12 protein-coding genes are annotated in these 16,696 nt (G+C 73.0%); 3 read left to right on the forward strand and 9 right to left on the reverse strand.

Features of this window, described 5'->3' with window-relative positions:
- Positions 1-78: 78 nt before the first annotated feature.
- On the reverse strand, positions 79-393 hold the full coding sequence (locus ACFU9A_RS01915; protein WP_430573575.1) for a hypothetical protein: 315 nt from the start codon (positions 391-393) through the stop codon (positions 79-81).
- Between the two features lie 70 nt (positions 394-463).
- Positions 464-1,834, reverse strand: a complete 1,371-nt coding sequence (gene dnaB / locus ACFU9A_RS01920) for a replicative DNA helicase (protein ID WP_430573576.1) — start codon at positions 1,832-1,834, stop codon at positions 464-466.
- 434 nt (positions 1,835-2,268) lie between these two features.
- Between dnaB and ACFU9A_RS01925 the strand changes: the two genes are divergently transcribed.
- Entirely contained in the window at positions 2,269-3,573 is a 1,305-nt protein-coding gene (locus ACFU9A_RS01925) for an MATE family efflux transporter (protein ID WP_430575322.1), read from the forward strand.
- A 42-nt stretch (positions 3,574-3,615) separates the two neighbouring features.
- Here ACFU9A_RS01925 and ACFU9A_RS01930 read toward each other — a convergent pair whose 3' ends face one another.
- Positions 3,616-4,314, reverse strand: coding sequence for a winged helix-turn-helix domain-containing protein (locus ACFU9A_RS01930; protein ID WP_430573577.1), 699 nt, complete (start codon positions 4,312-4,314; stop codon positions 3,616-3,618).
- A gap of 389 nt (positions 4,315-4,703) precedes the next feature.
- Between ACFU9A_RS01930 and ACFU9A_RS01935 the strand changes: the two genes are divergently transcribed.
- Positions 4,704-8,675 (forward strand): carboxypeptidase regulatory-like domain-containing protein, encoded by a 3,972-nt coding sequence (locus ACFU9A_RS01935; protein WP_430573578.1) that lies wholly within the window; start codon positions 4,704-4,706, stop codon positions 8,673-8,675.
- A 70-nt stretch (positions 8,676-8,745) separates the two neighbouring features.
- On the opposite strand, the gene ACFU9A_RS01940 is transcribed toward ACFU9A_RS01935, so the two are convergent.
- The 5 genes from ACFU9A_RS01940 to ACFU9A_RS01960 all read right to left on the reverse strand — a co-directional run bounded on the left by ACFU9A_RS01940 (position 8,746) and on the right by ACFU9A_RS01960 (position 14,979).
- Complete coding sequence (locus ACFU9A_RS01940; RefSeq protein WP_430573579.1) at positions 8,746-9,747, reverse strand: phosphotransferase family protein; 1,002 nt, start codon at positions 9,745-9,747, stop codon at positions 8,746-8,748.
- A 118-nt stretch (positions 9,748-9,865) separates the two neighbouring features.
- Positions 9,866-11,806: a beta-L-arabinofuranosidase domain-containing protein gene (locus ACFU9A_RS01945; RefSeq protein ID WP_430573580.1), complete on the reverse strand. Its 1,941-nt coding sequence runs from the start codon at positions 11,804-11,806 to the stop codon at positions 9,866-9,868.
- Positions 11,807-11,817: 11 nt separating this feature from the next.
- Positions 11,818-12,738 (reverse strand): carbohydrate ABC transporter permease, encoded by a 921-nt coding sequence (locus tag ACFU9A_RS01950; protein WP_430573581.1) that lies wholly within the window; start codon positions 12,736-12,738, stop codon positions 11,818-11,820.
- Positions 12,735-13,679, reverse strand: a complete 945-nt coding sequence (locus ACFU9A_RS01955) for a carbohydrate ABC transporter permease (RefSeq protein ID WP_430573582.1) — start codon at positions 13,677-13,679, stop codon at positions 12,735-12,737. The genes ACFU9A_RS01950 and ACFU9A_RS01955 overlap by 4 nt, the downstream gene beginning before the upstream one ends.
- A 10-nt stretch (positions 13,680-13,689) precedes the next feature.
- Positions 13,690-14,979 carry an ABC transporter substrate-binding protein gene (locus ACFU9A_RS01960; protein ID WP_430573583.1) on the reverse strand — a complete coding sequence of 430 codons (1,290 nt, stop codon included), beginning with the start codon at positions 14,977-14,979 and terminating at the stop codon, positions 13,690-13,692.
- 163 nt (positions 14,980-15,142) lie between these two features.
- Between ACFU9A_RS01960 and ACFU9A_RS01965 the strand changes: the two genes are divergently transcribed.
- Positions 15,143-16,141, forward strand: a complete 999-nt coding sequence (locus ACFU9A_RS01965; protein WP_430573584.1) for a LacI family DNA-binding transcriptional regulator — start codon at positions 15,143-15,145, stop codon at positions 16,139-16,141.
- 93 nt (positions 16,142-16,234) lie between these two features.
- Here the strand turns inward: ACFU9A_RS01965 and rplI are convergent, their stop codons facing one another.
- On the reverse strand, positions 16,235-16,684 hold the full coding sequence (gene rplI, locus ACFU9A_RS01970) for a 50S ribosomal protein L9 (protein ID WP_430573585.1): 450 nt from the start codon (positions 16,682-16,684) through the stop codon (positions 16,235-16,237).
- Between the last annotated feature and the right edge of the window lie 12 nt (positions 16,685-16,696).

Raw genomic sequence — 16,696 nt, forward strand, 5'->3', positions numbered from 1 at the left:
AGAACTGCCGCGATGTCGCCTGGATTTTGGCACCGGGGCGCCGCGGGCGGTGCCGGCGGAAGGAGGTCGCCCGCAGGATCACAGGGCCAGAGTCGGCTCCACGGAGCTGACGAGCTTGCCCCGCTCCCGTGCGTACGCGATCTCGCGGCGCGTCGAGGCCCCCACGTAGCCGCCCTCGCTCACCACGCGGACCTCGTCCGCCAGGTCGATCCGCCTCAGGTGCAGCTCACCCAGAGCCGCACGCCTGGAGGGCGTCAGCTCCTCGTCGGTCGCCTCGGGACCGAGCACGATCACGCCCCGGGAGGTCAGGCGGCGCCGCTCCGACGCGAAGAGGTCCTGAAAGCGCAGCGAGCCGCACAGGCACACCACCCGGGGTCGTTCGACGGCGCCCACCTCGCGTCGCTGCGACTCGTCGTTCATCAGGTCGCCGGATGGAAACGGACGAGCACGGGACGACCGACGATCACGACTGCATGTCGACGAACCGCGAGTAGTGGCCCTGGAACGCGACGGTGATGGTGTCGGTGGGGCCGTTACGGTGCTTGGCGACGATCAGGTCCGCCTCGCCGGCGCGGGGTGACTCCTTCTCGTAGGCGTCCTCGCGGTGCAGCAGGATCACCATGTCGGCGTCCTGCTCGATCGACCCGGACTCGCGAAGGTCGGACATCGCCGGCTTCTTGTCCTGGCGCTGCTCGGGACCACGGTTCAGCTGCGACAGCGCGATGACCGGGACGCCGATCTCCTTCGCCAGCAGCTTGAGCGCGCGGGAGAACTCGGAGACCTCCTGCTGTCGTGACTCGACCTTCTTGCCGGAGGTCATGAGCTGCAGGTAGTCGATGACGACGAGCTTGAGGTCGTGCTTCTGCTTCAGCCGGCGGCACTTGGCGCGGATCTCGGTGAGGGACATGTTCGGCGAGTCGTCGATGAACATCGGCGCCTCGGAGACCCGGCCCATCACCTTGGCGACCTTCTGCCAGTCGTCCTCGCCCATGGAACCGTTGCGGAGCTTCTGCAGGTGGACGCGTGCCTCCGCGGACAGCAGACGCATCGTGATCTCGTTGCGGCTCATCTCCAGCGAGAAGACGACGGACGACTGCCCGTGCTTGATCGACGCCGCCCGCGCGATGTCGATGGCGAGCGTCGACTTGCCCATGGCGGGACGCGCGGCGATGACGATCATCTGCCCGGGGTGCAGGCCGTTGGTCAGCCGGTCGAGGTCGGCGAAGCCGGTGGGGACGCCCACCATGCCCTCGCCGCGGTTCCCGGCGGCCTCGATCTCGTCCATGGTGCCGCCGATGATCTCGGCGAGCGGCAGGTAGTCCTCGGAGGTCTTGCGCTCGGTGACCGCGTAGATCTCGGCCTGCGCGGTGTTGACGATGCCCTCGACGTCGCCGCCGTCCGTGGCGTAGCCGAGCTGCACGATCTTGGTGCCGGCCTCGACGAGGCGGCGCAGCACGGCGCGCTCCTGCACGATGCGCGCGTAGTAGCCGGCGTTGGCGGCGGTGGGGACGCCGGCCATGAGGTCGTGGATGTACGGGGCGCCGCCGACGCGGGTGAGCTCGCCCCGCTTGGTGAGCTCGGCGACGACGGTGATGGCGTCGGCGGGCTCGCCGCGCCCGTACAGGTCGATGATGGCGTCGTAGATCGCCTCGTGGGCCGGGCGGTAGAAGTCGTTGCCGCGGATCTGCTCGACGACGTCGGCGATGGCGTCCTTGGAGAGCAGCATGCCGCCGAGGACGCTCATCTCGGCGGCGACGTCCTGAGGAGGTGTGCGGTCGAAGGTGGCGCCGGAGGACGCCCCCTGATATCCCGCCTCGAGCTCCTCGATCGACATGCTCACCCTGCTCCCCCGCCGTCGCCGGCGTCCGGTCCGTCACCGGACTCCGACTCCCTGCTGTCAGGTCCACGTTCTACCGTGGGGCACTGACACCGCGGACGACGCTAGGCGCGCCCGCGACCCTGCGCAACGGCCGTTGTGGACACAGGTGTGGACCGGCCTGTGGACAGGGTGGTCGAGCCTGTGCACGGGCGGTGGAAAGCCCTGTGCACAACTGGGGATATCGGCTGTGTACAACTTCTGGCGGGCCGCTGACCTGCGGCGTCGTTACCCTCAGGCTGTGGAGGAGAAGAAAGTTGGGTGACGTGCACCGCACTCCCGATCCGGACGCCGGACACCCCGGCGACACCCCTCCTTCACCGACGCCTCCCGACGGTCACACGCCGGACGCCGCGCCCCGCACGGTTGTCCACAGGGACGACCGACGGCGCATCGACCGCGACATCCTCGCCCTCGCCCTGCCCGCGCTCGGCGCCCTCGTCGCCGAGCCGCTGTTCGTCCTCGTCGACAGCGCGGTCGTCGGACACCTCGGCACCGACCAGCTCGCCGGCCTGTCCGTCGCCTCGACGCTCCTCGTCACGCTCGTCGGGCTGTGCGTGTTCCTCGCCTACGCCACCACCGCCGCCGTGGCCCGGCTGGTCGGCGCGGGCCGCACCCGCGACGCGCTCCAGTCGGGCGTCGACGGCATGTGGCTCGCCCTCGGCCTGGGTGTCGTGCTCGCCGCGCTCCTCGCCGTCGGGGCGCACTGGGCCGTCGGGGCGATGGGCGCCGGCCAGGACATCGCGGGGTACGCGGCCACCTACCTGCGCTGGTCCGTGATCGGGCTGCCCGGGATGCTCGTCGTCCTGGCGTCGACGGGCGTGCTGCGCGGCCTGCAGGACACCCGGACGCCCCTGTGGGTCGCGTCCACGGGCGCGGTCGTCAACGCCGTCCTGTCCGTCACCCTCGTGTACGGCGCGGGCCTCGGCATCGCCGGCTCGGCGATCGGCACGGCGGCCACGCAGCTCGGCATGGCCGCCGTGCTCACGGTCGTCGTGGTCCGCGGCGCCCGCCGCCACCACGCGTCGCTGCGCCCGCACCACGCGGGCATCTGGGCGAACGCCCGGGCGGGCGCGCCGCTCTTCGTCCGCACGGCGTCCCTGCGGCTGGCGATCCTCGTGACGGTGGCGGTGGCGGCGAGCCTCGGCGCCACCGCCCTCGCCGGCTACCAGGTCGTCAACAGCCTGTGGGGGCTCGCGGCGTTCGCGCTCGACGCCCTCGCGATCGCCGGGCAGGCGCTGGTGGGCCACGGGCTCGGCTCGGGCGACGTCGGGCGGGTGCGCGCCGTCCTGCGCCGCTCGCTGCAGTGGGGCGTCGGCGCGGGCGTCGTCATCGGCGTCCTGTTCGCCGTCTCGGGATGGTGGGTCGCCCCGCTGTTCACCTCCGACCACGACGTGCGCGTCGCGATCGCCGCCGGCCTCCTCGTCACGGGCGTGCTGATGCCGATGGCGGGCTGGGTGTTCGTGCTCGACGGCGTCCTCATCGGCGCCGGCGACGGCCGGTTCCTCGCGTGGGCGGGCATGGTGACCCTCGTCGTCTACGTGCCCTTCGCCCTCGCGGTGCGGGCCTGGGCGCCCGACGGTGCGGTCGGCCTGGCATGGCTGTGGGGCGCGTTCGCCGGCGTCTTCATGGCGGCCCGCGCCCTGACGACCGGGCTGCGGGCGCGCGGCGACCGGTGGATGGTCACGGGCGCGTGACGCCGGCGGACCGCCCCGTGAACGCGGTGTGACGGCAGCCGGTCAGCCGGGCACCCGCAGCCGGTACCCGATGCCGCGCACGGACATGACGCGCAGCTCCGGGACCACCCGCAGCCGCTTGCGGAGGCGCTTGACGGCCGACGTCACCGGGTCCGGGTCGCCCAGGTAGCCCGTGCGCCACACGGTGCGGGTGAGCTCGGCGAACGACCAGACCCGGTCCGGCGCGGAGGCCAGCGCCGCCAGCAGGTCGAACTCGCGCATCGACAGGTGCACGGACACCCCGCCCGCGGTGACCTCCCGGGCCGCCAGGTCCACCGCGAGCTTCCCCAGCACGATCCGGCGCGCCCGGTCCGCCTCGCCCGCGAGCGCCCCCGGCCCGCCGGCGCGCGGCCCGGCGCGGTCCGGGGCACCGCGGCCCCCGGCGGGCGGGCTCGGGACGAGGACGTCGCCGCCCTGGTCGTCGTGCGGGGCGAGGGCGACGACGTGCGACGTCGGCCGGTCCTCCGCGGACGCGACGGCGGGCGCGCGGGCGTGCACCTCCAGCGCGTGCGGCGACCCGTCGTCGGGCATCACCGCGACGGCGGGCGGGCCGAGGAGCATCCGCGCCCCGTCCGTGTCGGCGGTCGCGATCACGGCCACCTTCCCGCGCAGCAGGCGGGCCACCTCGCCGACCCGGTGCAGGGGCAGGCCGATGCACAGGACGTAGCCGCCGGCCGGCTCGACCGGGTTCTCGTGGGGCATCGCCGTTCTCCGTCCGACACGTGCTCCGAGTAGGTCGTGGACACCGTTTACCCAGGTGCCTATCAGAGTTCAGCCGGGATCGCCCGGCGACCGGTGCCCGGGGCCCGACCCGGAGCTGTCCCGGGACTGACCGGAAACTGGCCGCCGCCCGCCCTTGTCCGCCGGAGGATCCCCGGCTGACCTGGAGGGTGGGCCCCGACCGGGCGCCCGTCACGACGTCCCCACACCCGGGGACTCCCCCACCGGGAGGAAGCGTGCACTCATCAACTCGCACGAGGAGGGGGTGGGTCGCGACGAGCGCGGCCCTCGCCCTCCTCGCCACGTCCGCGGCCGGGGTGGCGCCGGCATTCGCCGCCACCGCCGATCCGCCCCTCGCACCGTCGGGCACCGTGCCCGACCCCGAGGACAAGATCGCGTCCGCCGTCGAGAAGGACCTCGACGCCGGCCCCGCGGACTTCTGGCTCGAGCTCACCGACACCGCCGACCTCGGCGCGGCGCAGGACATCGCCGACTGGGACGAGCGCGGGCAGTACGTCTACGACACCCTCACCGCCGTGGCCGACCGGTCGCAGGCGGACCTCGTGAAGGCCCTCGACGCCGCGGGCACCGACTACGAGACCTTCTGGATCTCCAACCGCATCCTGGTGCGCGACGGCAACGACGCCCTCGCCACCTCGCTCGCGCGGTCCCCGGAGGTCACGCGCATCACCGCGCCCACGAGCTTCGACCTCGTCGAGCCGGTGAAGCGGGACAAGTCCGGGGAGCACGCCAAGCAGTCCGTCGAGTGGGGCGTGCAGGCGATCAACGCGGACGACGCCTGGGGGCTCGGCTACACCGGCCAGGGCATCACCGTGGCCAACATCGACTCGGGCGTGGCGGGCGACCACCCGGCGCTCGCCCCCCACTACCGCGGCCTGCAGGCCGACGGCAGCGTCGTGAACGACTACAACTGGTTCGACTCGTCGAACGCCTGCGCCGGTGACTCCCCCTGTGACACCGACGGCCACGGCAGCCACACGATGGGCACCATGGTGGGCGACGACGGCGCCGGCAACCAGATCGGCGTCGCCCCCGGCGCGGACTGGATCGCGGCCAACGGCTGCTCCACCTGCTCGGACGCCGACCTGCTCGAGTCCGGCCAGTGGGTGCTCGCGCCCACCAAGGTGGACGGCAGCGACCCCGACCCGAGCAAGCGTCCCCAGGTGGTGAACAACTCGTGGGGCCTGGACGCGTCGGGCGCCATCGACGACTTCATGGCCGCGGAGATCGCCGCGTGGGAGGCCGCCGGCATCTTCGGCACCTGGTCGGCGGGCAACGAGGGGCCGGCGTGCCGGTCCACGTCGTCGCCGGGCGCGAACTCGGCCACCTACTCGGTGGGCGCGTTCGACTCGTCGGGCAACATCGCGGCGTTCTCGTCGCGCGGGCCCGGTGAGAGCTCCGGCGTCAAGCCGAACATCGCCGCGCCGGGCGCGAACGTCCGCTCCTCCCTGCCGGGCGGCAGCTACGGCTCGTACTCGGGCACCTCGATGGCGGCCCCGCACCTCGCGGGCGCGGTCGCGCTGCTGTGGAGCGCGGCACCGAGCCTCGTCGGCCAGATCGACGAGACGCAGGCCCTGCTCGACGGCGCCGCGGTCGACGTCGACGACACGACCTGCGGCGGCACCGCGGACGACAACAACGTCTGGGGCGAGGGCAAGCTCGACGTCATGGCGCTGCTCGACGCCGCCCCCGTGGGCGACACGGGCACCGTCGCGGGCACGGTCACGGACGCCGACGGCGCTCCCGTCGCCGGCGCCGAGGTGACGTTCGACGGCGCCCGGGACCGCACCGTCTCGACGGGCACGGACGGCGCGTTCGCCGCCGAGCTGCCCGTGGGCGGCTACGCGGTCAGCGCGAAGGCCTTCGGGTACGTCGCCTCGGCGGCGACGGACGTCACGGTCGCCGTCGACGAGACGGTCACCGTGCCGATCACGCTGCAGAGGGCGGCGACCCGCACGGTCTCCGGCACGGTCACGGAGAAGGACGGCTCGCCCACGGCGGGCGCGGTCGTCAAGCTCTCCGGTCCGCTCGACGCCGTCACGACCGGCGCCGACGGGAAGTACTCCGTCGCCGGCGTCCCCGACGGCACGTACACGCTGAGCGTCTCGGCGGGCACCTGCGCCGCACCGTTCAGCACCGAGGTGGTCGTCGACGGCAACGAGACGGTCAACGCCACCCTCAAGCGGCTGCTCGACGGCTACGGCTACTACTGCACCACCGGTGACGCCGGCGTCGCGACCGGCGACACCCTGCTGGCTCTCACCGGGGACGACAAGGCCGCCCCGGTCGACCTGCCGTTCAGCTTCCCGTTCTACGGCGAGTCGTACGACAGCGCGTTCGTCTCGACCAACGGGTTCCTGAACTTCCTCGCGTCGTCGACGAGCCTGTCGAACGGTGCGCTCCCGAGCGCGGCCGCGCCGAACGGCGCGATCTACCCGTTCTGGGACGACCTGAACGTGGACGCGGAGTCGGCCGTCTACACCGGCAGCACGACCGTCGACGGCGTCGACGCGTTCGTCGTCGAGTGGCGCAACGTCCGCAAGTACACGCCGGCGACCGACCGCGTGAACTTCTCGGCCACGCTCCTCGCCGACGGCCGGGTCGTGCTGGGCTACGGCGCGATGACGGACACCGACACCGCCCGCGGCAGCTCCGCGACGATCGGCATCGAGGACGCCCGGGGCGCGGTCGCGTCCCAGTTCTCGTACAACGCGCCGGCCGTGCGCGACGGCCTGTCCGTCACGTACGACGTCACCGGCATGGGCGCCGTGAACGGCACCGTGACCGACGGCAACACGAAGGCGCCGCTCGAGGGCGTCACCGTCACGATCACGTCGAAGGACGACGGGGACGAGACGGTCGTGACCACGGGCGCGGACGGCACCTACACCGCTCGGCTCCCGCTCGAGCGGTACGGGATCACCTACGCGAAGGACGCGTACGCGGGCGCCACCCGCAACGCGGCCCTCACGGAGGACGGCCAGGTCGTGACGCGGAACGTCGCGCTCGGCGCGGGCCGTCTCGAGGTGAACAAGGAGAGCATCTCCGCCGCCCTCGGGATGGGTGGCACGGCGTCCCGCGCGTTCCGCGTGACGAACACCGGCACCGAACCGGTGGACGTCTCGCTGGGCACGGGCGGCGGCGGCTTCGAGATGCTCGGGGTCAAGGGGACCGAGGGCGCCGTGATCAACCACGTCACGGACGACGCCACCGTGCCCGCCTCGGCCGAGCCGGCGCGCGGCACGAACGGCTCCGGGTTCGGCACCGCGGACGGGAAGACGAAGGGTCTCGCGTCGTCCGGTGCGAAGTTCGGCACCGTGACGCCCGACCTGGCGGCCGTCCCGCTCGACGAGACCACCCTGACCCACTCCGCGTCGCAGGACATCGTCGCGAACAACTCGGCGGCCTGCACCAACCAGGTGACCACGGAGAACAACGCGTACCTGCGCACGTTCACCCTGAGCGACTTCGGCATCGACGGCGCGTTCGACGTGAAGAGCGTGTCGTTCGGCGTCGAGACCGTCCAGTCCGCCCAGCCGGTGACCGTGAACCTGTACACGCTGGACGGTGACCTCACGTACGCCAACATGACGAAGGTCGGCAGCGCCGACGCCACGGTCGGGACCGACGCCGGCGGCACCGTCGTGTCGGTGCCCGTCACGGGCGACGTGCCGAAGGGTGGCACGCTCGTCGTCGAGATCGACGTCCGGGCCACCGGGTTCTTCTTCATCGGGTCGAACGACGCCGGCCAGACCGCGCCGTCCTACCTGCGTGCGGAGGGCTGCGGGCTCACGGAGCCCACCGACGCCGTCGAGATCGGCTTCCCCGACATGCACATCGTCATGAACGTGTCGGGCGAGACCTCGGGCGGCGCCGGCGTCTCATGGCTGGACGTCCAGCCGCCGACGCTGACGCTGGCACCGGGGGCGTCCGTGCAGGCCGCGGCGACCCTCACCGCCGCGGTGGAGCAGCCGGGTGCCTACTCGGCCACCATCACGGTGGGCGGGGACACCCCGTACACCGCTCCCACCGTCGCCGCCCTGATGACCGTCAAGGCGCCGGCCGGCTGGGGCAAGGTCACCGGCACGGTGACCGGCAGCGGTGCGCCGATCGACGGGGCCGTGGTGCTCCTCGACGGCAAGGCGTACGACACGACGCTCGTCACGGGCGCCGACGGGAGGTACGCGTACTGGATGCCCAAGGCGAACGGGCCGCTCCAGCTCGTCGTCGCGGCGAACGGCTTCGTGCCGGCCGTCCGGACGGCGCAGGTCGTCGCCGGCCAGACGACGGTCTACGACGTCGACCTGAAGCCGCTCAAGTGACGACCTGACGGGAGGAACGACGACGGCCCCGGCCCCCTCGAGAGGGGGTCGGGGCCGTCGTCGTCGTGACCTACCAGACGAGCCCGTCCAGATGGTTGTGGCCGGACAGCAGGCGTGCGACGCGAGCCTGCGCCGCGTCACGGGCGTCGGGCCACGGGTGGTGTGCGGACAGCGTGAGCTCTCCGTACATGTCGTAGAAGTTCAGCCGCTCGCGCAGGTGCTCGCGCTCGAACAGCTCCGGGTACGCGCCGTGCAGCCAGCCGGGCACCTCCGCCAGCGTGGTCTCGTCGAGCCCTCGGTCGTCCGGCGTGGGGGGGAACTCGCGCGCTCGGGCGCACCAGCGGAGGAGGGTGTCGAGCTCGACGTCGGCCGGCTGGGCCACCGCCTCCGCGAAGTCGATGATGCCGGTGACGCGTCCGCGGTCGACGATGAGGTTCGATCCGTGGAGGTCGCCGTGGACGAGGACGGGCCGGTCGGCGGCGAACAGGTCCAGCCGCTCCCGGACCCACGCGTCGACGTCCGCGAGCAGGCGCGGGTCGTGCCCGGGCCGCCGCCGGGCAGCCTCGACCTGCTGGAGCGTCGCGCCCACCACGGGCGGGTGGAACGCCGGCCACGGGCCGCCGGCGAGCGCACCGGTCAGCCAGGGCGGCATCAGTCCGACGGGGACGGGGACGCGGTGGAGCGCGCGCAGCGCGGCCCCGAGGCTCTCGATGATCGAGCGTCGCGTGCGCCGGTCCGCCGTCGGCCACGCGTCGTAGAGGGTCCGGCCGGGCAGCCGTCCGGAGACGTACCACGGCCCGTCCGGGCCGTCGCCGTGGGCGAGGCGCCGCGCGTGCGGGACCTCGCTGCCGGCGAGCAGGTCGACGACCCGCGCCTCGTGGCGGTACGCGTCGCGGAACCGTGCGTCGGCGTTCAGCCGGACGACGAAGGCGTCGCCGACCCACGCGGTGCTCACCCAGCCCGCCGTGCGGACGAAGCGCCCCGTGGCCGGCAGGCCGGCGGACGCCAGCGTCCGCAACAGCGCCGGGTCGGTGGCCGGCTCGCCGGCGGGGGTGGTCGGTCGGGGGGTCATGGCTCCTCGGAACGGGGCGTCGGGCGGCGGCGTCGCGTGCAGGCGGGCGCCGGCCCGCGGGCACGATGGTCCCGCCGGCGAGGCGGCCGGCGGGAACCATCGGCACCCATCATCGACGTCAGGCGTACTGCGGGTCGTCCGGGTCGTCGCGGTCGGCCCAGCTCCCGACGACGGGGAACTCGGCCACGCGCAGACGCGCGAGGCCGTAGGGCACGAGGGTCACGTCGTCCCCCGCGCCGCGCTCCAGCAGCGGGCTGGGCGGCGGGGGCGGCGCGTCGACGCCCTGCGCGCGCCACTCGGTGGCGCGGGCGCCCGGGGCGTGGACCTTCACCGGGGAGCCCTCCCCCGGCCGCGGCCCGGCGAGCCCCCACGGGACCTCCCGGACGGGGGCGCGCTCGACCTCCCACGACGCGGCGTGCGCGACGTCGGCGAGCGCCTTGTTCCACGACGTGCGGCGATGGACCTCCCACTCGCCGAGGCCGGGCGCGCCCGCCACCTCGACCCAGTTCTCGCCCAGCGGGTGCACCATCGACAGCGGTCCGAGGAACACGGCCGCCGCCTGGCGCGCCCGGCGCACGACCCGCGGGGCCATCGGCAGCACGAGACGCACGTCCGCGGCGTCGGCCCACGACCGTCGCAGCGTCACGTACCCGTCCACGGGCTCGGCGTCGACGGCCTCGCCGTCCACGGTGAGCTCGAACGACGACGCCCAGCCGGGCACCCGCAGCTGCAGGTCGAACGGCTCGGCGCGGTCGGTGACGACGTCGACGGCGATCGTCTCCTCGAACGGGTAGGCCGTGCGGACGGTCACCTCCACCGGGTCGCCCCCGACGTCGGTGCGCACCACGGCGGGCGCGTACGCGACGGCGCGCAGGCCGCCGTCGTCGGCCCGCATCCACAGGTTCCGGACGAACTTGGGCCAGCCCTGGTGGAAGTTCGCCGTGCAGCACCCGAAGTGCGGCTCGAGGCCGAACAGGTTCGCGTCGTCGGAGGAGAACGACCAGTCGCGGCGTGCCACCGACACCTCGAGCTGGGTGGCCTGCTGGTGGTACTGGTGCGCCAGCATGCGCGGGTCGCACGACGCGGGCAGCAGGTTGAACGCCAGCGACTCCAGCCGGTCGCCGTGCACGCCGTCCCCGAACGTGGCGGCGAGCACGCCGCACGTGAACATCATCTCGACGACCTGGCACGTCTCGATGCCGGCCGCCGCCTCCGGGCCGCCGAGCCACTCGTCGCCGGAGAACCACCCGTGCGCCTGCCCGTGCCAGCGGTCGAGGTTCGCGAAGGAACGCTCCGTGGCGGCCCGGTGCGCGTCGTCGCCGTCGCGCACCCAGTCGACGGCGCCCTTCTTGAGGCCCATCGCGACGTTGGGCCCGTGGATGCGGTGCGAGAAGACGCGCGCGGCGCCGGTGATGAGGTCGCCGCCGAGGTAGTCGTCCCAGCGGATCGTCTGCGCGTCGAGGACGTCGACGAGGTCGAGGAGCCACTCCTCCCCCGTGCGGTGGTGCAGCCACCACACCGACAGGGCGTTGTCGGCGCCGCGCGCCCGCCCCCACGAGCGCAGCGGGCGCCCCGGCAGCTGCTCGAGCTGGTGCCGGAAGTACCGCTGGAGGAACGGCACGACGCGTTCGTCGCCGGTGGCGTCCGCGTGCTGGGTGAGCACCTTGAGGGCGACCATGCGCGGCCACCAGTCGTCGTTGGTCGCCGGCCCGAAGAAGCCGTCCTCGCGCTGGGAGGCGAGGATCGCCTCGACCCAGGGCTGCACCTGCGCGAGCAGCCCCTCGTCCTCGAGCACGTGCGCGAGGGGCAGCAGGCCGTCGAGGTAGTACGGGCCGCGCTCCCAGTCCTCTCCGTCGACGCCGCCGCGCCAGGCGTTGGTCGGGCCGACGTCCGGCCAGATCTTCTCGAGCTGGCCCGTGAGGCCGTCGGCCTGGAGGCGCAGCTGGTCGCGCAGCCAGCCCCGCGGGGTGATCGCGCCGAGGGGCAGCTCGCGCCCGGCGGGTGCCCGCGACGTGGTGCCCGACGGCGTAGTGCCCGACGGCGTGGCAGGAGTGTTCACGGTGGAGCCTTTCACTTGATCGAACCCCCGATGAGGCCCTTGGTGTAGTAGCGCTGGAGCGCGAGGAAGAGGATGACGACGGGGACGGTGGCGACGCAGGCCGTCGCCGTGAGGAGCCCGGGGTCGACGATCTGCACGCCCGGGATCTTGAACGACGTCGTGATGTTCGTGAGCGCGAGGGGCAGCGTGTACTTGTCCTCGCTCGACAGGAACACCACGGAGCTGAGCAGGTCGTTCCAGCCCGCCATGAAGCCGAACAGGCCGACGGTGACGACACCGGGCCACGCGAGGGGAACCATGACGGACCGCAGCAGCCGGCCGAGGCCGGCGCCGTCGAGCTGCGCCGCCTCCTCCAGCTCCACGGGGATGCCGTCCAGCGTGTTGCGCATGACGAACACGGAGAACGGCAGCTGGAGCGTGACCAGCACGAGGACGACGCCCGTGAGCGAGTCGAGCAGGCCGAGCTTGCCGAGCACGATCGACAGGGGGGTGAGAAGGCCCTGGTACGGCACCACCATCGGCCCGAGGAGGACGACGAAGACCAGCGCCGCGAGCGGGAAGCGCAGGCGGGAGAGCGCGTACCCCGCGAGCGTGGCGACGAGCCCGGTCAGCAGCGCCACGCTGATCGCGACGACGAACGAGTTGCGCACGTACGTCGTGATGCCGACGGACGGGTCGAAGATCCGCGCGTAGTTCGCGGCCGTGAGGTCGAGCAGCGACCCCCAGCCGATCCCGTCGGCGTCCGCGGACGGCGGCAGGAACGACCGGAGCGCGATGTACAGGACGGGCGCGAGGGACGCGAGCGCCAGGACGGTCCCCCCGACCACGTACGCGGCCGAGGACAGGGACCGGTGGCCGCCGTGCGCCCGCGGCTCGCGCCCGCGACGGACGGGGGCGGCGGCGCCCGGGGCGGTCCGGGTGAGCGTGGTCATGACTGCGCCTCCCCGCCGCCCGCCCGCAGGGCGCGCAGCTGGATCACGGCGAGCGCGAGGATGATCGCCGTGATGATCATCGACAGCGCCGCCCCGTAGCCGAGGTTGTACCGCACGAACGACTGCGCGTACGTGTACATCACGGCCGTGGTGGTGGCGCCGCTCGGGCCGCCCTTGGTGAGCACGAAGAACTGGTCGAACACGAGCAGGGTGCCGGACACCGCGAGGATGAGGCACAGCGCGAACTGGCGGCGGATGAGCGGGAAGGTCACCGACGCCTCCCGGCGCCACCAGCCCGCGCCGTCGATCTTCGCGGCGTCGTACACCTCGCCCGGCACCGCCTGCATGCCGGCCATCAGCAGGATCATCGCGACGCCCATCCCCTTCCAGACCGTCAGCACGACGATGGCCCAGAACGCACGCGTCGGGTCCGTGAACCAGGCGGTCTGGCCGTCGGACAGGCCGAGCGAGCGGAACAGCACGTTGAGCACCCCGGTGCCCGGCATGAGCATCACCGACGCCATGTAGGCGGCCGCCGTGAAGCCGATGACGACGGGCACGAAGAACGCGGTGCGCACGAACGACACCACGCGCCCCTCGCCGCGCACCATGACCGCCGCGGCGTAGGAGACCAGCAGCGAGAGCGGCACGAGGGCGACGGTGAAGAGCACGGAGAACACGAGGGCGCGCGCGAAGGTGTCGTCGCCGAACGCCCGCGCGTAGTTCGCCAGGCCGGCGGGACGGACCTGGCCCAGCAGGGGCCAGTCGGCGAACGACATGACCACGAGCAGGACGAGCGGCACCACGAAGAAGACGAGGGAGAGCAGCAGCGCCGGGGAGACCAGCAGCAGACCGAGCGCCGCCCTGCGGCCCGCGGCCCGGCGTCGTCCGACGCCGGGCCGCGGGAGCGCGCGGGTCACGGGAACGTGTGCGACGACCATGGGGACCGCCTCAGCCCACCTGGTTGTACGCGTCGGCGATGAGCTGGTCCGCCTGCTGCGTCGCCTTGTCGAGCGCGGTCGTCGGGTCGGCGCCCTGGAAGATCGCCGCCTGCGAGTTCTGCGCCCACGGGCCGTTCGGGTCATTGATGGTCGCGAAGTAGGCGATCGACTTCGGCAGCCTGCCGACGGCGAGCGACCCGACCCGGTGGGTCGCCCACTCGTCCTCGGCCAGATCCTCGGCGAGCTTCAGGTCGGGGGCGATCCAGCCGGCCTCGCCGTTGATCGTCGCGGCCTCGCGGTCGGTGACGAGCCACTCGAGGAGCGTCCACGCCTCGTCCGGGTGCTCCGAGCCGAGCGGGATGGCGGCCTGGTTGCCGCCCAGGAAGGACGCGAGCTCGCCGTCCGTGCCGGGGATGCCCGCGGCGGAGCCGAACTCGTCCTCCTGGCCGGCGAACACGTTCGCACCGGTGAACATGATGCCGACCTTGCCCGCGAGGGCGTTCTGGCTGCCGACGTTGCCCGGGTCCTGGTTGGGCTCGTCGGTCGGCTGCATCAGCCCCGACTCCCACATGTCCTGGTACCAGGACACCATGCCGACCATCGCCGGGTCGTCGAAGGTGCTCGTCTGGTCCGGCCCCGCCTCGGTGAAGACGTCCCCGCCGTCGGCCCAGCCGCTGGGGAACCCGGTGAACGCCTGTCCGACGCCGCCGATGGTCGAGAAGCCCGTGACGTCGTCGCCGAGCGCCTGGATCTTCTCGGCGTACGCCTTGACCTGGGCGAGGTCCTTCGGCGGGGTGTCGGGGTCGAGCCCTGCCTCGGTGAAGAGCTTCTTGTTCCAGAACATCTGCGACCCCGTGAGGGCCACCGGCAGGGAGTACACGGCGTCGTCGAGCGTGCCGATGTCGACCCCCGCCTCCGCGACGTCGGCGAGGTTCGGCAGGGCGTCCGCCTTGTCGGTGATGTCGAGGAGCTGTCCCTGCGTCGCCAGGAGCGGCGCGTTGATGATGTCGAAGTCGATGAGGTCGGGCACGGAGCCGGCGCGGATGGAGTTCGCGAACTTCGTCAGGTACTGGTCGTTGTTGACCAGCGTGACGTCGACCGCGATGTCGGGGTGCGCCTTCTCGAACGCGGCCACCTGCTTGTCGAGGGAGTTGTCGCCGTCGCGGGCCCACACGTCGAGCGTGACGGGCCCGCCGTCGCCGGCACCGTCGTCCGCGCCGCAGGCGGCGAGCACGGGGGTGGCGGCCAGGGCGGTGACCACGAGCAGGGCCAGCCTGCGTCGCCGGAGGGAAGGCTTCATCGTCGATCTCCTTCGTCGGGAGACGCCCGGCAACTGTGCCGCGCGTTTGCGGCAAACTATTCCGTCCGTTGCCGTGCTGTCAACGGCACAGGCGGGCGAACCTGCCCTATGATGCGGAAACGTTGCCGTCACGAAGGTCGGCAGAGCGAGGGAAGGACGGGGCATGGCGCACGGACGCGTGACGTTGGCGCAGGTCGCCGAGTCCAGCGGCGTCTCGATCGGGACGGTCTCCAAGGCGCTCAACGGTCGCGGCCAGCTGAGCGACGAGACGCGCCGGCGGGTGCTCGACGCCGCCGCGGCGCTCGGCTTCGAGCCCAGCCCGGACGCGCGGGCGCAGGCGGAGGGACGGTCGTTCATCGTCGGCGTGCTCTCGACCGACTCCTACGGCCGGTTCACCATCCCGATCCTCACCGGCGCGGAGGACACCTTCGGCGCCGGCGAGATCTCGATGCTCCTCGCCGAGAGCCGCGGCGACCCGATCCGCGAGCGGCACTACGTCCAGACGCTCCGGAGCCGTCACGTCGACGGCATCATCGTCGCCGGCCGCACCAGCGACGCCCGCACGTCGATCACGTCGCTCCTCGGCGTCCCCGCGGTGTACGCGCTCTCGCCGTCCCAGGACCCCGACGACGTCTCCGTGGTCCCGGACGACGCCGGCGGCGCCGCGCGGGCGATCGCGCACCTCGTGGGCACCGGCCGCCGCCGCATCGCCGTCGTCGTCGGCCCCCGGCGCCACACGGCGAGCAACCACCGCGTCGAGGGAGCGACCCGCGCGCTGGACGAGCTCGGCGCCGAGCTGGCGGGGGGCGAGGTCCTGTACGGGGAGTGGACCGAGCGGTGGGGCTACGAGGCGGCCCGTCGGCTCCTCGAGACCACCACCTTCGACGGGGTCTTCTGCGCCAACGACCAGATCGCGCGCGGCGTCCTCGAGTGCCTGCGCGAGAGCGGTGTCGCCGCGCCCGACGCCGTGGGTGTCGTCGGCGTCGACAACTGGGACGTCATCGTGGAGGCCGCCCGGCCCAGCATCACCTCGGTGGACCTCAACCTGCGGGCGGTGGGCCGCCGCGCGGCCGAGCTGCTCGTCCGCAAGATCGGCGGCGAGGACGTGCCCGGCGGCGTCGAGCTCGTCGACTGCATCCTCGTGCCCCGGCTGTCGACCTGAGCCGGCCGGGGCTCCCCCGCGCCGTCCCGGGGACGACAAAGGTCCCGGCCCCCTCGCGGGGACCGGGACCTTCGCGCGTCAGGCGTCAGGCGTTCAGCCGGCGACGACCTTGACGGAGATCTTCGCCGAGACCTCGGGGTGCAGGCGCACCGACACGGTGTACTCACCGGTCGTCTTGATCGGCTGGCCGATCTCGATCTTGCGCTTGTCGACCTGCGGGCCGTTGGCGGCCACGACCGCGTCGGCGATGTCACCGGTGGTGACGGCACCGAACAGACGGCCGGACTCGCCGGCGTGCGCCGAGACGACGACCGTCTTGGCGGCCAGCGAGTCGGCCACCGCCTTGGCCTCGTCCAGCGTGGCGATCTCGCGGGCCTTGCGGGCCTTGCGGATCGCGGAGACCTGGGACTCGGCGCCCTTGGTCCAGGGGGTGGCCAGACGACGCGGGATGAGGAAGTTCCGGGCGTACCCGTCCTTCACCTCGACGACGTCGCCAGGCTCACCGAGACCGGTGACCTCGTGGGTCAGGATCAGCTTCGACATGATTCAGTGATC

Source organism: Isoptericola sp. NPDC057653 (genome assembly GCF_042799955.1).
Taxonomy (GTDB): domain Bacteria; phylum Actinomycetota; class Actinomycetes; order Actinomycetales; family Cellulomonadaceae; genus Isoptericola.

Bases quoted from the DNA above. Each gene is read 5' to 3' on its own strand.
- ACFU9A_RS01965 (WP_430573584.1), top strand. From the start codon at position 15,143: ATGGCGCACGGACGCGTGACGTTGGCGCAGGTCGCCGAGTCCAGCGGC.
- ACFU9A_RS01930 (WP_430573577.1), bottom strand. From the start codon at position 4,314: ATGCCCCACGAGAACCCGGTCGAGCCGGCCGGCGGCTACGTCCTGTGC.
- ACFU9A_RS01940 (WP_430573579.1), bottom strand. From the start codon at position 9,747: ATGACCCCCCGACCGACCACCCCCGCCGGCGAGCCGGCCACCGACCCG.
- rplI (WP_430573585.1), bottom strand. From the start codon at position 16,684: ATGTCGAAGCTGATCCTGACCCACGAGGTCACCGGTCTCGGTGAGCCT.
- dnaB (WP_430573576.1), bottom strand. From the start codon at position 1,834: ATGTCGATCGAGGAGCTCGAGGCGGGATATCAGGGGGCGTCCTCCGGC.
- ACFU9A_RS01950 (WP_430573581.1), bottom strand. From the start codon at position 12,738: ATGACCACGCTCACCCGGACCGCCCCGGGCGCCGCCGCCCCCGTCCGT.
- ACFU9A_RS01960 (WP_430573583.1), bottom strand. From the start codon at position 14,979: ATGAAGCCTTCCCTCCGGCGACGCAGGCTGGCCCTGCTCGTGGTCACC.
- ACFU9A_RS01955 (WP_430573582.1), bottom strand. From the start codon at position 13,679: ATGGTCGTCGCACACGTTCCCGTGACCCGCGCGCTCCCGCGGCCCGGC.